At 60.6% G+C, this 16777-nt stretch carries 14 protein-coding genes; 1 reads left to right on the top strand and 13 read right to left on the bottom strand.

Annotated elements, in window-relative coordinates; translation table 11 throughout:
* Window positions 1–93 precede the first annotated feature (93 nt).
* Entirely contained in the window at window positions 94–996 is a 903-nt protein-coding gene (locus ACP7E3_RS19270; RefSeq protein ID WP_046384458.1) for a LysR substrate-binding domain-containing protein, read from the top strand.
* A gap of 111 nt (window positions 997–1107) precedes the next feature.
* Here ACP7E3_RS19270 and ispD read toward each other — a convergent pair whose 3' ends face one another.
* From ispD to lpxD, 13 genes are all read right to left on the bottom strand, one after another.
* The gene (ispD, locus tag ACP7E3_RS19265) at window positions 1108–1815 is read right to left on the bottom strand and encodes a 2-C-methyl-D-erythritol 4-phosphate cytidylyltransferase (RefSeq protein ID WP_017844759.1); all 708 of its coding nucleotides are present in this window, start codon (window positions 1813–1815) and stop codon (window positions 1108–1110) included.
* Window positions 1812–2090 (bottom strand): cell division protein FtsB, encoded by a 279-nt coding sequence (gene ftsB / locus ACP7E3_RS19260; protein WP_003172294.1) that lies wholly within the window; start codon window positions 2088–2090, stop codon window positions 1812–1814. Before ftsB ends, ispD begins: the two co-directional genes overlap by 4 nt.
* A 171-nt stretch (window positions 2091–2261) precedes the next feature.
* On the bottom strand, window positions 2262–3551 hold the full coding sequence (eno, locus tag ACP7E3_RS19255; protein WP_017844757.1) for a phosphopyruvate hydratase: 1290 nt from the start codon (window positions 3549–3551) through the stop codon (window positions 2262–2264).
* A gap of 152 nt (window positions 3552–3703) precedes the next feature.
* Window positions 3704–4549, bottom strand: a complete 846-nt coding sequence (gene kdsA, locus ACP7E3_RS19250; protein ID WP_126589174.1) for a 3-deoxy-8-phosphooctulonate synthase — start codon at window positions 4547–4549, stop codon at window positions 3704–3706.
* Window positions 4550–4554: 5 nt separating this feature from the next.
* Complete coding sequence (locus ACP7E3_RS19245) at window positions 4555–6186, bottom strand: CTP synthase (protein ID WP_026139768.1); 1632 nt, start codon at window positions 6184–6186, stop codon at window positions 4555–4557.
* A gap of 273 nt (window positions 6187–6459) precedes the next feature.
* Window positions 6460–7779 carry a tRNA lysidine(34) synthetase TilS gene (tilS, locus tag ACP7E3_RS19240; protein WP_426124083.1) on the bottom strand — a complete coding sequence of 440 codons (1320 nt, stop codon included), beginning with the start codon at window positions 7777–7779 and terminating at the stop codon, window positions 6460–6462.
* Window positions 7780–7940: 161 nt separating this feature from the next.
* Window positions 7941–8888 (bottom strand): acetyl-CoA carboxylase carboxyltransferase subunit alpha, encoded by a 948-nt coding sequence (locus ACP7E3_RS19235; RefSeq protein ID WP_017844753.1) that lies wholly within the window; start codon window positions 8886–8888, stop codon window positions 7941–7943.
* Window positions 8889–9026: 138 nt separating this feature from the next.
* The gene (dnaE, locus tag ACP7E3_RS19230; protein ID WP_126589172.1) at window positions 9027–12548 is read right to left on the bottom strand and encodes a DNA polymerase III subunit alpha; all 3522 of its coding nucleotides are present in this window, start codon (window positions 12546–12548) and stop codon (window positions 9027–9029) included.
* Between the two features lie 76 nt (window positions 12549–12624).
* Window positions 12625–13257 (bottom strand): ribonuclease HII, encoded by a 633-nt coding sequence (gene rnhB, locus ACP7E3_RS19225; protein ID WP_426124080.1) that lies wholly within the window; start codon window positions 13255–13257, stop codon window positions 12625–12627.
* Window positions 13254–14393, bottom strand: a complete 1140-nt coding sequence (lpxB, locus tag ACP7E3_RS19220; RefSeq protein WP_126589170.1) for a lipid-A-disaccharide synthase — start codon at window positions 14391–14393, stop codon at window positions 13254–13256. Before lpxB ends, rnhB begins: the two co-directional genes overlap by 4 nt.
* A gap of 2 nt (window positions 14394–14395) precedes the next feature.
* Window positions 14396–15172, bottom strand: coding sequence for an acyl-ACP--UDP-N-acetylglucosamine O-acyltransferase (gene lpxA / locus ACP7E3_RS19215; protein WP_046384462.1), 777 nt, complete (start codon window positions 15170–15172; stop codon window positions 14396–14398).
* Window positions 15169–15609, bottom strand: coding sequence for a 3-hydroxyacyl-ACP dehydratase FabZ (gene fabZ, locus ACP7E3_RS19210; protein WP_003172281.1), 441 nt, complete (start codon window positions 15607–15609; stop codon window positions 15169–15171). Before fabZ ends, lpxA begins: the two co-directional genes overlap by 4 nt.
* A gap of 110 nt (window positions 15610–15719) precedes the next feature.
* The gene (gene lpxD / locus ACP7E3_RS19205) at window positions 15720–16775 is read right to left on the bottom strand and encodes a UDP-3-O-(3-hydroxymyristoyl)glucosamine N-acyltransferase (protein WP_017844748.1); all 1056 of its coding nucleotides are present in this window, start codon (window positions 16773–16775) and stop codon (window positions 15720–15722) included.
* Window positions 16776–16777: the final 2 nt, after the last annotated feature.

Below are 16777 nucleotides of genomic sequence, written 5' to 3'. Positions count from 1 at the left end.
AGTTAAAAACTAAGACGGCGAGTGTAAAACATGCCCCGCTGATTAATAATCCAGGCAAAAGCAAAACTTTATTGCTGTACAGGGATAATCGCCATGCTGGAAAACCGCTGGGAAGGCATCGATGAGTTCGTCGCCGTCGCTGAATGCAGCCAATTCACCGCGGCGGCGGAACGCCTTGGGGTGTCTTCGTCGCACATCAGCCGGCAAGTGGCTCGCCTGGAAGAACGGCTGCAAACGCGCTTGCTGTATCGCAGTACGCGCAAGGTGACCCTGACCGAAGCCGGCCAGACCTTTCTGCAACACTGCCAGCGCCTGCAGGATGGCCGCGAAGAGGCCCTGCGCGCCGTCGGCGACCTCGCCAGCGAGCCCAAGGGCATGCTGCGCATGACCTGCGCCGTGGCGTATGGCGAACGATTCATCGTGCCGTTGGTGACGCGGTTCATGGGGCTTTACCCGCAACTGCGGGTGGACATCGAACTGAGCAATCGTCAGTTGGACTTGGTACACGAAGGTCTCGACCTGGCGATTCGCCTGGGACGCCTGCAAGACTCGCGCATGGTCGCCAGCCGCCTGGCGCCGCGCCGCATGTACTTGTGCGCGTCGCCGTCCTACCTGGCGCGGTATGGGCGGCCGCACAGTTTGTCGGAATTGACTCGGCACAATTGCCTGATCGGCAGCTCGGACATCTGGCAACTGGCCCAGGACGGGCGCGAATTTTCCCAAAGGGTGCAGGGCAACTGGCGCTGCAACAGTGGGCAAGCGGTGTTGGACGCGGCGTTGCAAGGGGTGGGCTTGTGTCAGTTGCCGGACTATTACGTGCTCGAGCATTTGCACAGTGGCGCGCTGGTGTCGTTACTGGAAGCGCATCAGCCGCCGAATACGGCGGTGTGGGCGTTGTATCCGCAGCAGCGGCATTTGTCGCCGAAGGTCAGGAAGCTGGTGGATTATTTAAAGGCAGGGTTGGCCGAACGGCCGGAGTACGGTACTGAGCATTGATGGCGTTTATCGTTTATGTAGGAGCGAGCTTGCTCGCGAAAAACGTCAACGATAACGCGGACAATCTGGATTGAAGCGGCGCTCTCAAGTTTTTCGCGAGCAAGCTCGCTCCTACAGCCGATTGGCCCAGCGTAGTCGCAGCCATTCCAGGTCCTCGGGCCGGGTCACCTTGATATTGTCCGAGCGCCCTTCGATCAGGCGCGGCGCCTGGCCAGACCATTCCATGGCCGACGCTTCGTCGGTAATGACCGCATCGGCCACAAGGCTGTCGGCCAGTGCACGGTGCAGCGCACCCAGGCGGAACATCTGCGGCGTGTAGGCCTGCCAGATCAAGCTGCGGTCAACGGTCTCGATGACGCGACCATGCTTGTCTACACGCTTGAGGGTATCGCGGGCCGGCACAGCCAGCAGGCCACCCACCGGATCGTCCGCGAGTTCGGCGAGCAGTTTGTCGAGATCGTCACGACTCAGGTTAGGCCGCGCCGCATCATGCACCAAGACCCAATCATCATCGCTGGCACCCAGGGCATTGAGCTGCAGCAACGCATTGAGTACCGAGCCCGAACGCTCCGAGCCACCGTCCGCCCGCTGGATACGCGGGTCAGCGGCACACGCGAGGTGAGGCCAGTAAGGGTCATCAACAGCAAGACTGACCACCAGGCCCTTGAGCGAGGGGTGGTCGAGAAAACAGCCAAGGCTGTGTTCGAGAATAGTGCGCCCGCCCAGTTGCAAGTACTGCTTGGGACGGTCCGCAGCCATACGGGCACCGATGCCCGCGGCAGGAATCACGGCCCAGAAGGCCGGCAAACGGTGATTCATTGGGCCAACTGGTAGAGGGTTTCGCCCTCCTTGACCATGCCCAACTCATGGCGAGCCCGCTCTTCGACGGTCTCCGTGCCTTTTTTCAGCTCAAGCACCTCGGCATCGAGAACGCGATTGCGCTCCAGCAGGCGTTCGTTTTCGGCGTGCTGGTCGGCAATTTGCTGGGTCAGGTCTTTTACCTGCGCAAAGCTGCCATTACCCACCCATAGGCGGTACTGCAGGCCAGCCAGCAACAAGAGCAAGACGAGGAACAACCAATTGGGACTGCGCATCGAATATCGGGTATCCAGTGAAAAAAGACCGCCATACAAAACTTTTGCAGCAACGGATAGCACGAAGCCTGGAAGACCCAGGCTTGTGCTTGATCGTCATCAGATTAGCGTCGAATTTCACACTCTCGTGATTTTTCCGACACAATCTGCCGACTTTTTACCATTTACTGATCAGCCGCGAAACTCGCTGCGACCGTTGTACTTGGCTTTACCCGCCAGTTGCTCTTCGATACGCAGCAATTGGTTGTACTTGGACACGCGATCGGAACGGCACAGCGAGCCGGTCTTGATCTGGCCCGCCGACGTGCCCACGGCCAGGTCGGCAATGGTCGAGTCTTCGGTTTCGCCGGAGCGGTGCGAGATCACGGCGGTGTAGCCCGCGGCCTTGGCCATCTGGATGGCTTCCAGGGTTTCGGTCAGGGTGCCGATCTGGTTGAACTTGATCAGGATCGAGTTGGCGATCTTCTTGTCGATGCCTTCTTTCAGGATCTTGGTGTTGGTCACGAACAGGTCGTCGCCCACCAGCTGGATTTTTTCGCCGATCTTGTCGGTGAGGATTTTCCAGCCGTCCCAGTCGGACTCGTCCAGGCCGTCTTCGATCGAGATGATCGGGTAGCGCTGGGTCAGGCCCTTGAGGTACTCGGCAAACCCTTCGGAGTTGAACACCTGGCCTTCGCCGGACAGGTTGTACTTACCGTCTTCGTAGAATTCGCTGGCAGCGCAGTCCAGGGCCAGGGTCACGTCGGTGCCCAGGGTGTAGCCGGCGTTGGCTACGGCTTCGGAGATGACTTTCAGTGCATCTTCGTTGGACGCCAGGTTCGGCGCGAAACCACCTTCGTCACCCACGGCGGTGCTCAGGCCACGGGCCTTCAGCACAGCCTTGAGGTGATGGAAAATCTCGGTGCCCATGCGCAGGCCTTCGGAGAAGGTCTTGGCGCCAACCGGCTGCACCATGAATTCCTGGATGTCGACGTTGTTATCGGCGTGCTCGCCGCCGTTGATGATATTCATCATCGGCACCGGCATCGAGTACACACCCGGAGTGCCGTTAAGGTTGGCGATGTGGGCGTACAGCGGCAGGTCCTGGTCCTGCGCGGCGGCCTTGGCGGCGGCCAGGGACACGGCGAGGATGGCGTTGGCACCCAGGCTGCCTTTGTTTTCAGTGCCGTCGAGTTTGATCATCGCGTGGTCCAGGGCTTTCTGGTCCAGCGGGTCTTTGCCCAGCAACAGGTCGCGAATCGGACCGTTGATGTTGGCTACCGCCTTGAGGACACCCTTGCCCAGGTAACGGCTCTTGTCGCCATCACGCAGTTCCAGCGCTTCGCGGGAACCTGTGGAAGCACCGGACGGCGCGCAAGCGCTGCCGATGATGCCGTTATCGAGAAGCACGTCGGCTTCGACGGTGGGGTTGCCACGGGAGTCGAGAACTTCACGACCTTTGATGTCGACGATTTTTGCCATTGTTGTAAACACTCCAAAGTTGACGAAAATGCTCTATACCGCTCGATTTAACTTGTCGCGCACATTGCAATATTTGGAACGAACTTGCCAGTAATAGTGCCCTCTCGGGCCTCATCGCGAGCAAGCTCGGCTCCTACACGGAGAAATGGCGCTTACGCGGTCTCTACCATCGGAAAACTCTTGACCAGTTCGTCCAACTGCTTGAGCTGGGCCAGGAATGGCTCCAGTTTGTCCAGGCGCAGGGCGCAAGGACCGTCGCATTTGGCGTTGTCCGGGTCCGGGTGGGCTTCCAGGAACAGGCCGGCCAGGGACTGGCTGATGCCGGCCTTGGCCAGGTCCAATACCTGGGCACGACGCCCGCCAGCGGAATCGGCGCGGCCACCCGGCATTTGCAGCGCGTGGGTCACGTCGAAGAACACCGGGTATTCGAACTGTTTCATGATGCCGAAACCGAGCATGTCCACCACGAGGTTGTTGTAGCCGAAGCTCGAACCGCGCTCGCAGAGGATCAACTGGTCGTTACCCGCTTCCACGCACTTGTTCAGGATGTGCTTCATTTCCTGGGGCGCGAGGAACTGGGCTTTCTTGATATTGATCACCGCACCGGTCTTGGCCATGGCGACCACGAGGTCGGTCTGGCGCGACAGGAAGGCCGGCAACTGGATGATGTCGCACACCTCGGCGACCACGGCAGCCTGTTCAGGCTCGTGGACGTCGGTGATGATCGGCACGCCGAAGGCTTGCTTGATGTCCTGGAAGATCCGCATGCCTTCTTCAAGGCCCGGGCCGCGATAGGAGGTCACGGACGAACGGTTGGCCTTGTCGAAGCTGGCCTTGAACACATAAGGGATACCCAGTTTCTGGGTAACCTTGACGTACTCTTCACAGACCTGCATCGCCATGTCGCGGCTTTCCAGCACGTTCATGCCGCCGAACAGCACCATGGGCTTGTCGTTGGCAATCTCGATGTCGCCTACGCGAATGATCTTCTGGGCCATCAGCTTCACGCCTTCTTCTGATGTTGCGTCAGTGCTGCTTTAACGAAACCGCTGAACAACGGGTGACCGTCGCGCGGCGTCGAGGTGAACTCAGGGTGGAACTGGCAGGCCACGAACCATGGATGATCCGGCGCCTCGACCACTTCGACCAGCTTGCCGTCACCGGAGCGACCGGAGACTTTCAGGCCGGCTGCTTTGATCTGCGGCAGCAGGTTGTTGTTCACTTCGTAGCGGTGACGGTGACGCTCGACGATCACGTCCTTGCCATAGCAGTCGTGAACCAGCGAACCCGGCTCCAGCAGGCAGTCTTGCGCGCCGAGGCGCATGGTGCCGCCCAGGTCGGACGATTCGGTACGGGTTTCAACGGCGCCGGTGGCGTCTTCCCACTCGGTGATCAGGCCTACGACCGGGTGGCCGCTGGAATGATCGAACTCGGTGGAGTTGGCGTCTTTCCAACCCAGCACGTTACGAGCGAACTCGATAACGGCCACTTGCATGCCCAGGCAGATCCCCAGGTACGGCACCTTGTGCTCACGAGCGTACTGCACGGCGGTGATCTTGCCTTCCACGCCACGCAGGCCGAAACCGCCTGGAACGAGGATCGCGTCGACGCCTTCGAGCAGCGCGGTGCCTTGGTTCTCGATGTCTTCGGAATCGATATAGCGCAGGTTGACCTTGGTACGGTTGCTGATGCCGGCGTGGCTCATCGCTTCGATCAGCGACTTGTACGCGTCCAAAAGCTCCATGTACTTGCCGACCATGGCGATGGTGACTTCGTGCTCAGGGTTGAGCTTGGCGTCGACCACGGCTTCCCACTCGGACAGATCCGCGCCGCCGCATTGCAGGCCGAAACGCTCGACCACAAAATCGTCCAGGCCCTGGGAATGCAGGATGCCCGGGATCTTGTAGATGGTGTCGGCGTCTTCCAGGGCAATCACCGCACGCTCTTCAACGTTGGTGAACTGCGCGATCTTGCGACGCGAGGAAATATCGATCGGGTGATCGGAACGGCACACCAGCACGTCCGGCTGCAGGCCGATGGAACGCAGTTCCTTGACCGAGTGCTGGGTTGGTTTGGTTTTGGTTTCGCCGGCGGTGGCGATGTAGGGCACCAGTGTCAGGTGCATCAGCATCGCGCGCTTGGCGCCGACTTCGAAACGCAACTGGCGGATGGCTTCGAGGAACGGTTGGGATTCGATGTCACCCACGGTGCCACCGATCTCGACCATCGCCACGTCGGCATCGCCCGCGCCCTTGATGATGCGGCGCTTGATTTCGTCGGTGATGTGCGGGATCACCTGGATGGTTGCACCCAGGTAGTCACCACGACGCTCCTTGCGCAGCACGTGTTCGTAGACACGGCCGGTGGTGAAGTTGTTGTTCTGGGTCATGGTCGTGCGGATGAACCGCTCGTAGTGGCCCAGGTCCAGGTCGGTCTCGGCGCCGTCGTGGGTGACGAACACTTCACCGTGCTGGAACGGGCTCATGGTGCCCGGGTCAACGTTGATGTACGGGTCCAGCTTGAGCATGGTGACCTTAAGTCCCCGCGCCTCCAGGATGGCCGCCAATGAAGCGGAGGCAATGCCTTTCCCCAATGAAGAAACAACACCGCCCGTGACGAATATGTAGCGCGTCATGAAAAACCCTAGAAGTCTGCGTTAAAGCGGTCCGAGCCGCCGGGGAAAGCGAAGGAAGGCCGAAGCCCCCGATCACCTGCATTAATCACAGTGCACCTTTCAAAAAAACCGCCGCGTGGTGACAGACCAGCAATGAAACACCGGTACGTTGATCGCTACACATTTTTTGGAATCGCCCAGCAAAGACTGCTTGGTAATCGGCAACTGCTGCGATTCAGGCGAATCCACAGAAGTTGTATCAAGAAGGGAGCGTAGTCTACCGGAAAGGCGCTATCAGCTCAAACCTTGATCGCAGGTCTGTGGCATCCAATGTAATTGCCAGCCGTCATTCGACGTCTTCCAAAGCCCTGCAAGGCTGGGCACAGCCAGCAATTGCTCGCCCCGATACAGCAGCGGCAATCTGCCACGGACAAAACCCGGCAGCCCACTTTCGTTGAGCAGACGCTTCAAATCGCGCCGACCGCGCCCCGGAATGTCGATGATTTCGCCGCCCTGGCGATAGCGAACCTGCAACACGCCCTCGGGAACCCGACCGATCAACCGGAGTTGGCCATTACCCGGTAACTCTAGCGGGTTTTGCGGCTGCGCCCAGCTCACCGATGCGTCGGAAAACTCCGACCAACTGGAGGGCAGCCACCAGATGCGCTCGCCGCAACGGTGCAGATCGCCGTTGGCCAAGCGCCACAGGGGTTGTGCATCGAGCTTGGCGTCGCGCAGGGAATGCCAGCCGGCCCAGTGGTCGCTGTCGGGTAAACGCGTCAGCGGGCTCAGCCAATGGCGCAGGGCGTTGCGTTGACGCGCGTCGGAAAGCTCACACAGCGGCGCCAGGGCCAAGGACGGCAAGGGCAGCCACGGAAAAGGCGAAGGCTGCTCGGCGGCTTGCAGGTCGATGTGCGCCAACTCGTCCAACAGACCTTGGGCTTCGCTCAAATGTTCAGCGGCGCGGGCCAGGTTGGCCACGGCCTGGGGCCAGCGCTCGGTCAGGCGCGGGAATACACGATGGCGCAGGTAATTGCGCGAAAAGCGGGGATCGGCGTTGGAAGGGTCTTCGATCCACGTCAACTGGTGCTCCTCGGCGTAGGCCTGCAGTTGCGCGCGTGAACTGCGCAGTAACGGCCGCAGCAGATGACCGCCCGCCAGCGCACGCTGCATCGGCATGGCCGCCAACCCTTGCACCCCCGCGCCGCGCAACAGACGAAACAGCAAGGTTTCGGCCTGATCGTCGCGGTGCTGGCCGATGAGCAACACTTCCCCTACCCCGACCACCTCACTGAATGCCTGATAGCGCGCATCACGGGCTGCGCGCTCCAGGCTTGCGCCAGCCCGCACCTGCACGCGCATCACCCGCAACGGCACGCCAAGGGCGTCACAGACCGACTGACAATGAGCGGGCCAGGCATCGGCCGCAGCTTGCAGGCCATGGTGGACATGAACAGCGCCGAGCGTAGGAAGCTTCTCAGTTTTGGCGAGATTTGCCAGGAGGTGCAGCAAGACGGTGGAATCAAGCCCGCCGGAAAAAGCGATATGCCAGGCCGAAGCGTTGCGCCAGGGCGCCAGGGTTTGCAGGAGTTTGGCGGAGAGTAATGGTTTCATCAGATGTTACCGCCGCAAACCTGGAATACGTTGGCCAAGCATACACAAAGCAAATGTGGGAGGGGGCTTGCTCCCGATTGCGGCAGGTCAGTCACCAGATGCATTGACTGACACTCAGCAATCGGGAGCAAGCCCCCTCCCACATTTTTTACGGCTGCGGTTTAGAGACCGTAGCTCATCAGGCGCTCGTAACGCCGGGCCAACAGTGCTTCGGTATCCAGCTTCTTGAGCATCGCCAGTTGCGAACCCAGTTCGGCACGGATGGTCGCGGCAGCGGCGGCCGGGTCGCGGTGGGCGCCGCCCAATGGTTCGGCGATGACTTTATCCACGATCCCCAGGCCCTTGAGGCGATCGGCGGTGATGCCCATCGCTTCGGCAGCGTCCGGCGCTTTCTCGGCGGTTTTCCACAGGATCGAGGCGCAACCTTCCGGCGAGATCACCGCGTAGGTCGAATATTGCAACATGTTCAGTTGGTCGCAGACACCAATGGCCAACGCGCCGCCGGAACCACCTTCACCAATCACGGTGGCAATGATCGGGGTTTTCAGGCGGGACATGACGCGCAGGTTCCAGGCGATCGCTTCGCTCTGGTTGCGCTCTTCGGCGTCGATACCCGGGTACGCGCCCGGGGTGTCGATGAACGTCAGGATCGGCATCTTGAAGCGCTCGGCCATTTCCATCAGGCGGCAAGCCTTGCGGTAGCCTTCCGGACGCGGCATGCCGAAGTTACGGCGGACTTTCTCACGCACTTCACGGCCTTTCTGGTGACCGATCACCATCACCGGCTGGTCGTCCAGGCGAGCGATACCGCCCACGATGGCGGCGTCGTCGGAGAAGTGGCGGTCGCCGTGCAGCTCGTCGAACTCGGTGAAGATGTGCTGAATGTAGTCCAGGGTGTACGGACGGCGCGGATGGCGGGCCAGGCGCGCAATCTGCCAACTGGTCAACTTGCCGAAGATGTCTTCGGTGAGCGAGCTGCTCTTGTCTTGCAGGCGAGCGATTTCATCGCCGATATTCAGCGAGTTGTCATTGCCGACCAGGCGCAGTTCTTCGATCTTGGCTTGCAGGTCAGCGATCGGCTGTTCGAAATCAAGAAAATTCGGGTTCATAAGCGTCCGTCTTGGGTCGACGGCCAAGGAGTGCCTGGCCAGCCGGTTGTCTATTCGCGCCCTACCTTAAGGGAGAGGCGCGTCTAGGTCGAGATTAAATGTTTGGTCGAGATCAGGCTATTTGCCATCACCTGATCGTCAACGGTATTGGAGGAAGACGTTGTCACGACCGAACTGGTCACGCAATGCTTGAATCAAGCCATCAGCGGGATCAATTCGCCAGGTCTCGCCGAACTGCAGCATGGCCTTGGCGTCGTTACCGGTGTATTCCATGGTCACCGGGCATGCGCCACGGTGGCGTTTGAGCAAGTCCCCCAACCAGCGCAGCTGATCGCCCTTGAGCGCCTCAGTTTTGACCTTCAAGCGCAGGCTTTCGGCCAGGTTGGTGCGCGCGTCTTCCATGCTCATCACGCGCTTGATCCGCAGGCGCAGGCCGCCGGAGAAGTCGTCGTTGCTGACCTCCCCTTCCACCACCACCATGGCGTCGGTCTGCAACAGCGACTGCGCCGAATGGAACGCATCGGCAAACAGCGACGCCTCGATCCGGCCGGAGCGGTCGTCGAGGGTGATAAAGCCCATCTTGTCGCCCTTTTTGTTTTTCATCACCCGCAGGGCGATGATCATGCCGGCGACGGTCTGGGTGTCGCGCGCCGGTTTCAGGTCGATGATGCGCTGACGGGCGAAACGACGGATTTCCCCTTCGTATTCGTCAATCGGGTGACCGGTCAGGTACAGGCCCAGGGTGTCTTTCTCACCTTTGAGGCGTTCCTTGAGGGTCAGCTCCTTGGCCTTGCGATGGTTGGCGTAGACATCCGCGTCTTCTTCGACGAACAACCCGCCAAACAGGTCGGCGTGACCGCTGTCGTGGGTGCGGGCGGTCTGTTCGGCGGCCTTGATCGCTTCTTCCATGGCGGTCAGCAGCACCGCGCGATTGCGGTCGATATTCGCCTGGTAGGCCTTCGGCTCATCATGGAAATACGGGCCGAGACGGTCGAGGGCGCCGCTGCGGATCAAGCCATCAAGGGTACGTTTGTTGATGCGCTTGAGGTCGACCCGCGCGCAGAAATCGAACAGATCCTTGAACGGGCCGTTTTGGCGCGCCTCGGTGATCGCTTCCACCGGGCCCTCGCCCACCCCCTTGATCGCGCCCAGGCCATAGATGATGCGGCCTTCGTCGTTCACGGTGAACTTGAACTCCGAGGCGTTCACGTCCGGCGCGTCGAGGCGCAGCTTCATGGTTCGCACTTCCTCGATCAAGGTCACGACCTTGTCGGTGTTGTGCATATCCGCCGAGAGTACCGCGGCCATGAACGGCGCCGGGTAGTGGGCCTTCAGCCAGGCGGTCTGGTACGACACCAGGCCGTAGGCAGCGGAGTGAGATTTGTTGAAGCCATAACCGGCGAATTTTTCCACCAGGTCGAAAATGTTACCGGCAAGGTCGGCGTCGATATTGTTGGTGGCGCAACCCTCGATGAAACCGCCGCGCTGCTTGGCCATTTCCTCGGGCTTTTTCTTACCCATGGCGCGACGCAGCATGTCCGCACCACCGAGGGTGTAACCGGCCATGACCTGGGCGATCTGCATCACCTGTTCCTGGTACAGGATGATGCCGTAGGTCGGTGCCAGTACCGGCTTGAGGCCTTCGTACTGGTAGTCCGAGTGCGGGTAGGCCAGTTCGGCGCGACCGTGCTTACGGTTGATGAAGTCATCCACCATGCCCGATTGCAGCGGGCCCGGACGGAACAGGGCGACCAGTGCGATCAAGTCTTCCAGGCAGTCGGGCTTGAGCTTTTTGATCAGCTCTTTCATGCCGCGGGATTCCAGCTGGAACACCGCCGTGGTTTCGGCTTTTTGCAGCAGGCTGTAGGTCGGCTTGTCATCCAGCGGGATAAACGCGATGTCCAGCGGTGCTTCGCCGACCTTGGCACGCTCGCGATTGATCGTCTTGAGCGCCCAGTCGATGATCGTCAGAGTCCGCAGGCCGAGGAAGTCGAACTTCACCAGGCCGGCCGCCTCCACGTCGTCCTTGTCGAACTGGGTCACCAGGCCATCGCCTTCTTCGTCGCAATAGATCGGCGAAAAGTCGGTGAGCTTGGTCGGCGCGATCACCACGCCACCGGCGTGTTTACCGACGTTACGCACCACGCCTTCGAGCTTGCGCGCCATCTCCCAGATTTCGGCGGCTTCTTCGTCGACCTTGATGAAGTCGCGCAGGATTTCTTCCTGCTCGTAGGCCTTTTCCAGGGTCATGCCGACTTCGAACGGGATCATCTTCGACAGGCGATCCGCCAGCCCGTAGGACTTGCCCTGCACCCGGGCCACGTCGCGGATTACCGCCTTGGCCGCCATGGAACCGAACGTGATGATCTGGCTCACGGCGTTGCGGCCATACTTATCGGCCACGTATTCGATCACGCGGTCGCGACCGTCCATGCAGAAGTCGACGTCGAAGTCGGGCATGGAGACCCGTTCCGGGTTAAGGAAGCGTTCGAACAGCAGGTCATATTCCAGCGGGTCGAGGTCGGTGATCTTCTGCACATAGGCAACCAGCGAGCCGGCACCCGAGCCCCGGCCTGGACCGACCGGCACGCCGTTACTCTTGGCCCACTGGATAAAGTCCATCACGATCAGGAAGTAACCGGGGAACCCCATCTGGATGATGATATCCAGCTCGAAATTCAGCCGGTCGACGTAGACCTGACGCTTGGCTTCGTAATCTTCGGTGGTGTCCTTGGGCAGCAGGACCGAGAGGCGTTCCTCCAGGCCATCGAACGATACCTTGCGGAAATACTCATCGATGGTCATGCCTTCGGGAATCGGGAAGTTGGGCAGGAAGTGCTTGCCCAGCTTCACTTCGATATTGCAGCGCTTGGCGATTTCGACGGAGTTTTCCAGGGCCTCGGGCAGGTCGCTGAACAGCTCGGCCATTTCCTCGGCGCTTTTGAGGTATTGCTCTTCGCTGTAGTTTTTCGAGCGGCGCGGGTCATCCAGGGCCCGCCCTTCGCCGATGCACACGCGGGTTTCGTGGGCTTCGAAATCTTCCTTCTTGATGAAGCGCACATCGTTGGTCGCCACCAGCGGCGCGCCCAGCTTGTCGGCCAGGGCCACGGCGGCGTGCAGATGTTCTTCATCGTTGGGGCGGTTGGTGCGCTGGACTTCCAGGTAGAAGCGGTCAGGGAACACGGCCATCCACTCGCGGGCCAGCACTTCGGCTTCCTGCGGGTTGCCGCCCAGCAGCGCGATCCCGATTTCGCCCTCTTTGGCCGCCGAGAGCATGATCACGCCCTCGCTGGCCTCGGCCACCCACTCACGCTCGATGATCACCGCGCCGTTGCGCTGGCCGTCGATGAAGCCACGGGAAATCAGTTCAGTGAGGTTGCGATAACCGACGCCGTTCATCGCCAACAGGCTGATGCGGCTCAGAGGGTTATCCGGGTCTTTGTTCGACAGCCACAGGTCGGCGCCGCAGATCGGCTTGATGCCGGCGCCCATGGCGTTCTTGTAGAACTTGACCAGGGAACACATGTTGTTCTGATCGGTGACCGCGACGGCAGGCATGTTCATGCCCACCAGGGTTTTGACCAGCGGTTTGATCCGTACCAGGCCGTCGACCAGGGAGTATTCAGTGTGCAGGCGTAGGTGAACGAATGAAGCCGGCATAGTGATCCTGTCTTAAACGTAGAAACAACAAGGCCCGGGATTGTACCGGGCCTGGGCAAAAACATCAGCCTCGCGACTAAACCTCGCTGAGGCTCTCGCGCTGTTCGTAAGCCAGGCGCACCGGGGCGAACGAGCGGCGGTGGATCGGCGTCGGGCCGAGACGGGCCAGCGCTTCCAGATGAACGGGCGTCGGGTAGCCTTTATGGCCCGCGATGCCATAGCCGGGGTAGACCAATTCGAACGCAGCCATTTCACGGTCACGGCTGACCTTGGCCAGAATCGAGGCGGCCGCGATGGCAGGCACCTTACTATCACCCTTGACCACCGCTTCAGCCGGCATCGCCAGTTTCGGGCAGCGATTGCCATCGATCATCGCCAGTTTCGGGGTGATATGCAGGCCCTCGACGGCGCGCTGCATGGCAAGCATGGTGGCGTGGAGGATATTCAACTCGTCGATCTCTTCGACTTCGGCCCGGGCAATATGCCAGCTCAGGGCTTTTTCACAGATCTCGTCGAAGAGTTTTTCCCGACGCGCTTCGGTGAGTTTCTTCGAGTCGTTGAGGCCGAGGATCGGCCGGTTCGGGTCAAGAATCACCGCCGCCGTCACCACGGCACCACAGAGCGGGCCGCGCCCGACTTCATCCACGCCGGCCACCAGTTCGTGGGCTTGCGCGACCAGGCTGAAATCCAGCCCCATTTGCGTCGTCATAGGGCTTCCTGTTTATGGCCGATCAAGGTCAACACGGCATCCGCCGCCTGGTTTGACGCATCGCGCCGCAGGGTGCGGTGGATCTCGTCAAAGCCGCGGGTCTGCTCTTCGCCGCCGTCGATCAAGGGGAGTAGCGTCTGCGCCAGGGCTGCGGGCGTTGCATCGTCCTGCAACAATTCCGGCACCAACAGGCGCTGGGCCAGCAGATTGGGCAAGGAGATGTAGGGGCTTTTAACCATGCGCTTGAGAATCCAGAAGGTCAGCGGCGCCAGGCGGTAAGCCACGACCATCGGACGCTTGTACAGCAACGCCTCCAGGGTCGCGGTACCCGAGGCGATCAGCACCGCGTCGCACGCCGCCAGGGCCAGGTGCGACTGACCATCGAGCAGGGTCAACGGCAGGTTGCGCCCTTGCAGCAAGGTTTCGATTTGTGCGCGACGTTGCAGGCTCGCACACGGCAGCACAAAGCGCACGCCAGGCTTCATGATCAGCAGGCGCTCGGCGGCATCAAAAAACAGCGCGCCCAGGCGGCCCACTTCGCCACCCCGACTGCCCGGCATCAGCGCGACCAGCGGGCCGTCCGGCAAGCCCAGTTCGGCACGCGCCGCAGCACGATCGGCGTGCAGCGGGATGGTGTCGGCCAGCGTGTGCCCGACAAACCGCACCGGCACGCCCTTCTCTTCGTAGAAACGGGCTTCGAACGGCAGCAAGGTCAGCATCAAATCACAGCCTTCGCGGATCTTCAGCACGCGCTTCTGCCGCCACGCCCACACGGACGGGCTGACGTAATGCACGGTCTTGATCCCGGCCTGACGCAACTTGAGTTCGATATTGAGGGTAAAATCCGGCGCGTCGATTCCGATGAACACGTCAGGCTTTTCTTGGATCAGGGTCTGAATCAGCAGCTTGCGCCGTGCCAGCAGCTCACGCAGACGGCCCAGCACTTCCACCAACCCCATGACCGACAAGCGCTCCATGGGGAAGTAGGAGGTGAGGCCCTCGGCCTGCATCAACGGGCCGCCCACGCCAATGAACTCGACCGCTGGATGCTGGGCCTTGAGCGCCCGCATCAGCCCCGCGCCCAGGATATCGCCGGAAGCTTCCCCGGCGACCAATGCGATACGCAGATTGGCCATGATCAGCGCGTGATGCCGCGGGTCGACGCCTGGATCGAGTCACGGAACACCGCGACTTCCGGGAACAACATTGCCGGCTCGGTCAGTTCAGCCAATGCCTGCTCAACCGTCAGGCCCTGGCGGTAAACCACCTTGTAGGCGCGACGCAGGGCGTGGATCGCATCGTCGCTGAAACCCCGACGGCGCATGCCTTCGAAGTTCATGCTGCGGGCTTCGGCAGGGTTGCCGAACACCGTGACGAACGCCGGGACATCCTTGCCGATAGCCGTGCCCATGCCGGAAAAACTATGGGCGCCGATGTGGCAGTACTGATGCACCAGGGTGAAACCGGACAGGATCGCCCAATCGTCAACGTGTACATGGCCTGCCAACGCGGTGTTGTTGACCAGGATGCAGTGGTTGCCGATCACGCTGTCGTGGCCGATATGCGCGTAGGCCATGACCAGGTTGTGATCACCCAACGTGGTCTCGGCACGGTCCTGCACGGTGCCACGGTGAATGGTCACGCCTTCACGAATGATGTTGTGATCACCGATTACCAGGCGTGTTTCTTCCCCCTTGTACTTCATGTCGGGGGTGTCTTCGCCTATCGAGGAAAACTGATAGATGCGATTGTGCCTGCCAATGCGGGTCGGTCCCTTGAGGATCACGTGCGGCCCGATGACAGTCCCCTCGCCGATTTCCACACCTGCGCCGACGATCGACCAAGGGCCGACCTCAACGTCGGCGGCCAGTACGGCCGACGGATCGATGATTGCGCGAGGGTCAATCAAACTCATAGTTTGCGTTCCGCGCAGATGATTTCGGCGGAGCACACCGGCTTGCCATCCACCGAGGCCTGGCATTCGAACTTCCAGATCTGGCGCTTGCAGCTGATGAACTTGGCTTCCAGGATCAACTGGTCACCCGGGGTGACCGGGTTGCGGAAACGCAACTTGTCGGAGCCCACGAAATAATAAAGCGTGCCGTCGGCAGGCTTGAGGTCGAGCATTTTGAAACCAAGGATACCGGCAGCCTGGGCCATTGCTTCAATGATCAACACGCCCGGCATGATCGGATGCGCGGGAAAGTGGCCATTGAAGAACGGTTCGTTGATGCTGACATTCTTGTAGGCACGAATGCGCTTTTCCTCAACATTGAGGTCCACTACACGGTCCACCAGCAGGAACGGGTAACGGTGAGGCAGGTATTCGCGAATCTCGTTGATGTCCATCATTTCGGGGGGAAGCCTGTAATAAAGATTGGGGGCGGGCGACTAAACGCACGCCCCGCTAGCAAATCAAGGAGGCAGTCTAGCGGCTGTGCACACTTGATATGGAAATGGTATCAGCCTTCTGATGAAGCATTACCGCCAGGGGTCACGTCCCCAACACGCTTTTCCAGCTGCTTGAGACGTCGAGCCATGTCGTCGATGTGCCTCAAACGCGCCGCACTCTTGCGCCATTCAGCCGCAGGCTGCATGGCGGTACCGGACGAATAGGCACCGGGCTCGGTAATCGAGTGGGTGACCATGGTCATGCCGGTGATGAAGACGTTGTCGCAAATATCGATGTGGCCCACCAGCCCTACGCCACCGGCGAGCATGCAATGCTTGCCGATCTTGGTGCTGCCGGATATGCCTACGCAGGCCGCCATGGCGGTGTGATCGCCAATCTGTACGTTGTGGGCAATCTGGATCTGGTTATCGAGCTTCACGCCATTGCCGATCACGGTATCGGCCAAAGCCCCGCGATCAACAGCGGTATTGACGCCGATTTCCACATCGTCGCCGATCAATACGCCGCCGACCTGGGCAATCTTGTGCCAAACGCCTTTCGAATTGGCAAAACCGAAGCCTTCACCACCGATCACCGCGCCCGACTGAATGACCACCCGCTGCCCGATACGCACATCGTGGTACAGGGTCACGCGGGGCGCCAGCCAGCCATCGGCACCGATTTCACAGCGTGCGCCGATAAAGCACTGAGCGCCCACGGTGACACCGGCGCCAATGCGCGCGCCACTTTCGATCACGGCAAAGGCGCCAATGCTCGCCGCAGGATCAACCTGGGCATCATCGGCGATCACCGCCGTCGGGTGAATCCCTCCAGCCGCCTTGGGTTTCGGATCGAACAGGTGGGATACCCGCGCATAAGCGAGGTACGGATCAGGCACCACCAGCGCATCCCCGGCGTAACCCTCGGCGTCAGCAGCCTTCAGCAGCAGGGCTGCGGCTTGGCTATCGGCCAGGTATTTACGGTATTGGGGATTTGCGAGGAAGCTCAACTGAGATGGGCCAGCCTCCTGCAAGGTGGCTAGCCCAGTGATTTCTTTCTCCGGGGAACCACGCAAGGTGGCTCCCAGGAACTCGGCCAACTCGCCGAGCTTGATAGTCGCGGTCATGG

Origin of the sequence: Pseudomonas sp. PSPC2-3 (assembly GCF_049898265.1) — a bacterium.
GTDB classification, from domain to species: Bacteria; Pseudomonadota; Gammaproteobacteria; order Pseudomonadales; family Pseudomonadaceae; genus Aquipseudomonas; species Aquipseudomonas veronii.
The sequence above is the reverse complement of the archived record's forward strand: the minus strand, read 5'-3'. Positions and strand labels throughout refer to the sequence as shown.

What these genes read in the sequence shown, in the direction of transcription:
- lpxD (WP_017844748.1), bottom strand. Translation starts at nt 16,775, where the DNA reads ATGACCGCGACTATCAAGCTCGGCGAGTTGGCCGAGTTCCTGGGAGCC.
- kdsA (WP_126589174.1), bottom strand. Translation starts at nt 4,549, where the DNA reads ATGGCCCAGAAGATCATTCGCGTAGGCGACATCGAGATTGCCAACGAC.
- ACP7E3_RS19235 (WP_017844753.1), bottom strand. Translation starts at nt 8,888, where the DNA reads ATGAACCCGAATTTTCTTGATTTCGAACAGCCGATCGCTGACCTGCAA.
- lpxA (WP_046384462.1), bottom strand. Translation starts at nt 15,172, where the DNA reads ATGAGTTTGATTGACCCTCGCGCAATCATCGATCCGTCGGCCGTACTG.
- fabZ (WP_003172281.1), bottom strand. Translation starts at nt 15,609, where the DNA reads ATGATGGACATCAACGAGATTCGCGAATACCTGCCTCACCGTTACCCG.
- dnaE (WP_126589172.1), bottom strand. Translation starts at nt 12,548, where the DNA reads ATGCCGGCTTCATTCGTTCACCTACGCCTGCACACTGAATACTCCCTG.
- ACP7E3_RS19245 (WP_026139768.1), bottom strand. Translation starts at nt 6,186, where the DNA reads ATGACGCGCTACATATTCGTCACGGGCGGTGTTGTTTCTTCATTGGGG.
- rnhB (WP_426124080.1), bottom strand. Translation starts at nt 13,257, where the DNA reads ATGACGACGCAAATGGGGCTGGATTTCAGCCTGGTCGCGCAAGCCCAC.
- eno (WP_017844757.1), bottom strand. Translation starts at nt 3,551, where the DNA reads ATGGCAAAAATCGTCGACATCAAAGGTCGTGAAGTTCTCGACTCCCGT.
- ACP7E3_RS19270 (WP_046384458.1), top strand. Translation starts at nt 94, where the DNA reads ATGCTGGAAAACCGCTGGGAAGGCATCGATGAGTTCGTCGCCGTCGCT.
- tilS (WP_426124083.1), bottom strand. Translation starts at nt 7,779, where the DNA reads ATGAAACCATTACTCTCCGCCAAACTCCTGCAAACCCTGGCGCCCTGG.
- ftsB (WP_003172294.1), bottom strand. Translation starts at nt 2,090, where the DNA reads ATGCGCAGTCCCAATTGGTTGTTCCTCGTCTTGCTCTTGTTGCTGGCT.
- lpxB (WP_126589170.1), bottom strand. Translation starts at nt 14,393, where the DNA reads ATGGCCAATCTGCGTATCGCATTGGTCGCCGGGGAAGCTTCCGGCGAT.
- ispD (WP_017844759.1), bottom strand. Translation starts at nt 1,815, where the DNA reads ATGAATCACCGTTTGCCGGCCTTCTGGGCCGTGATTCCTGCCGCGGGC.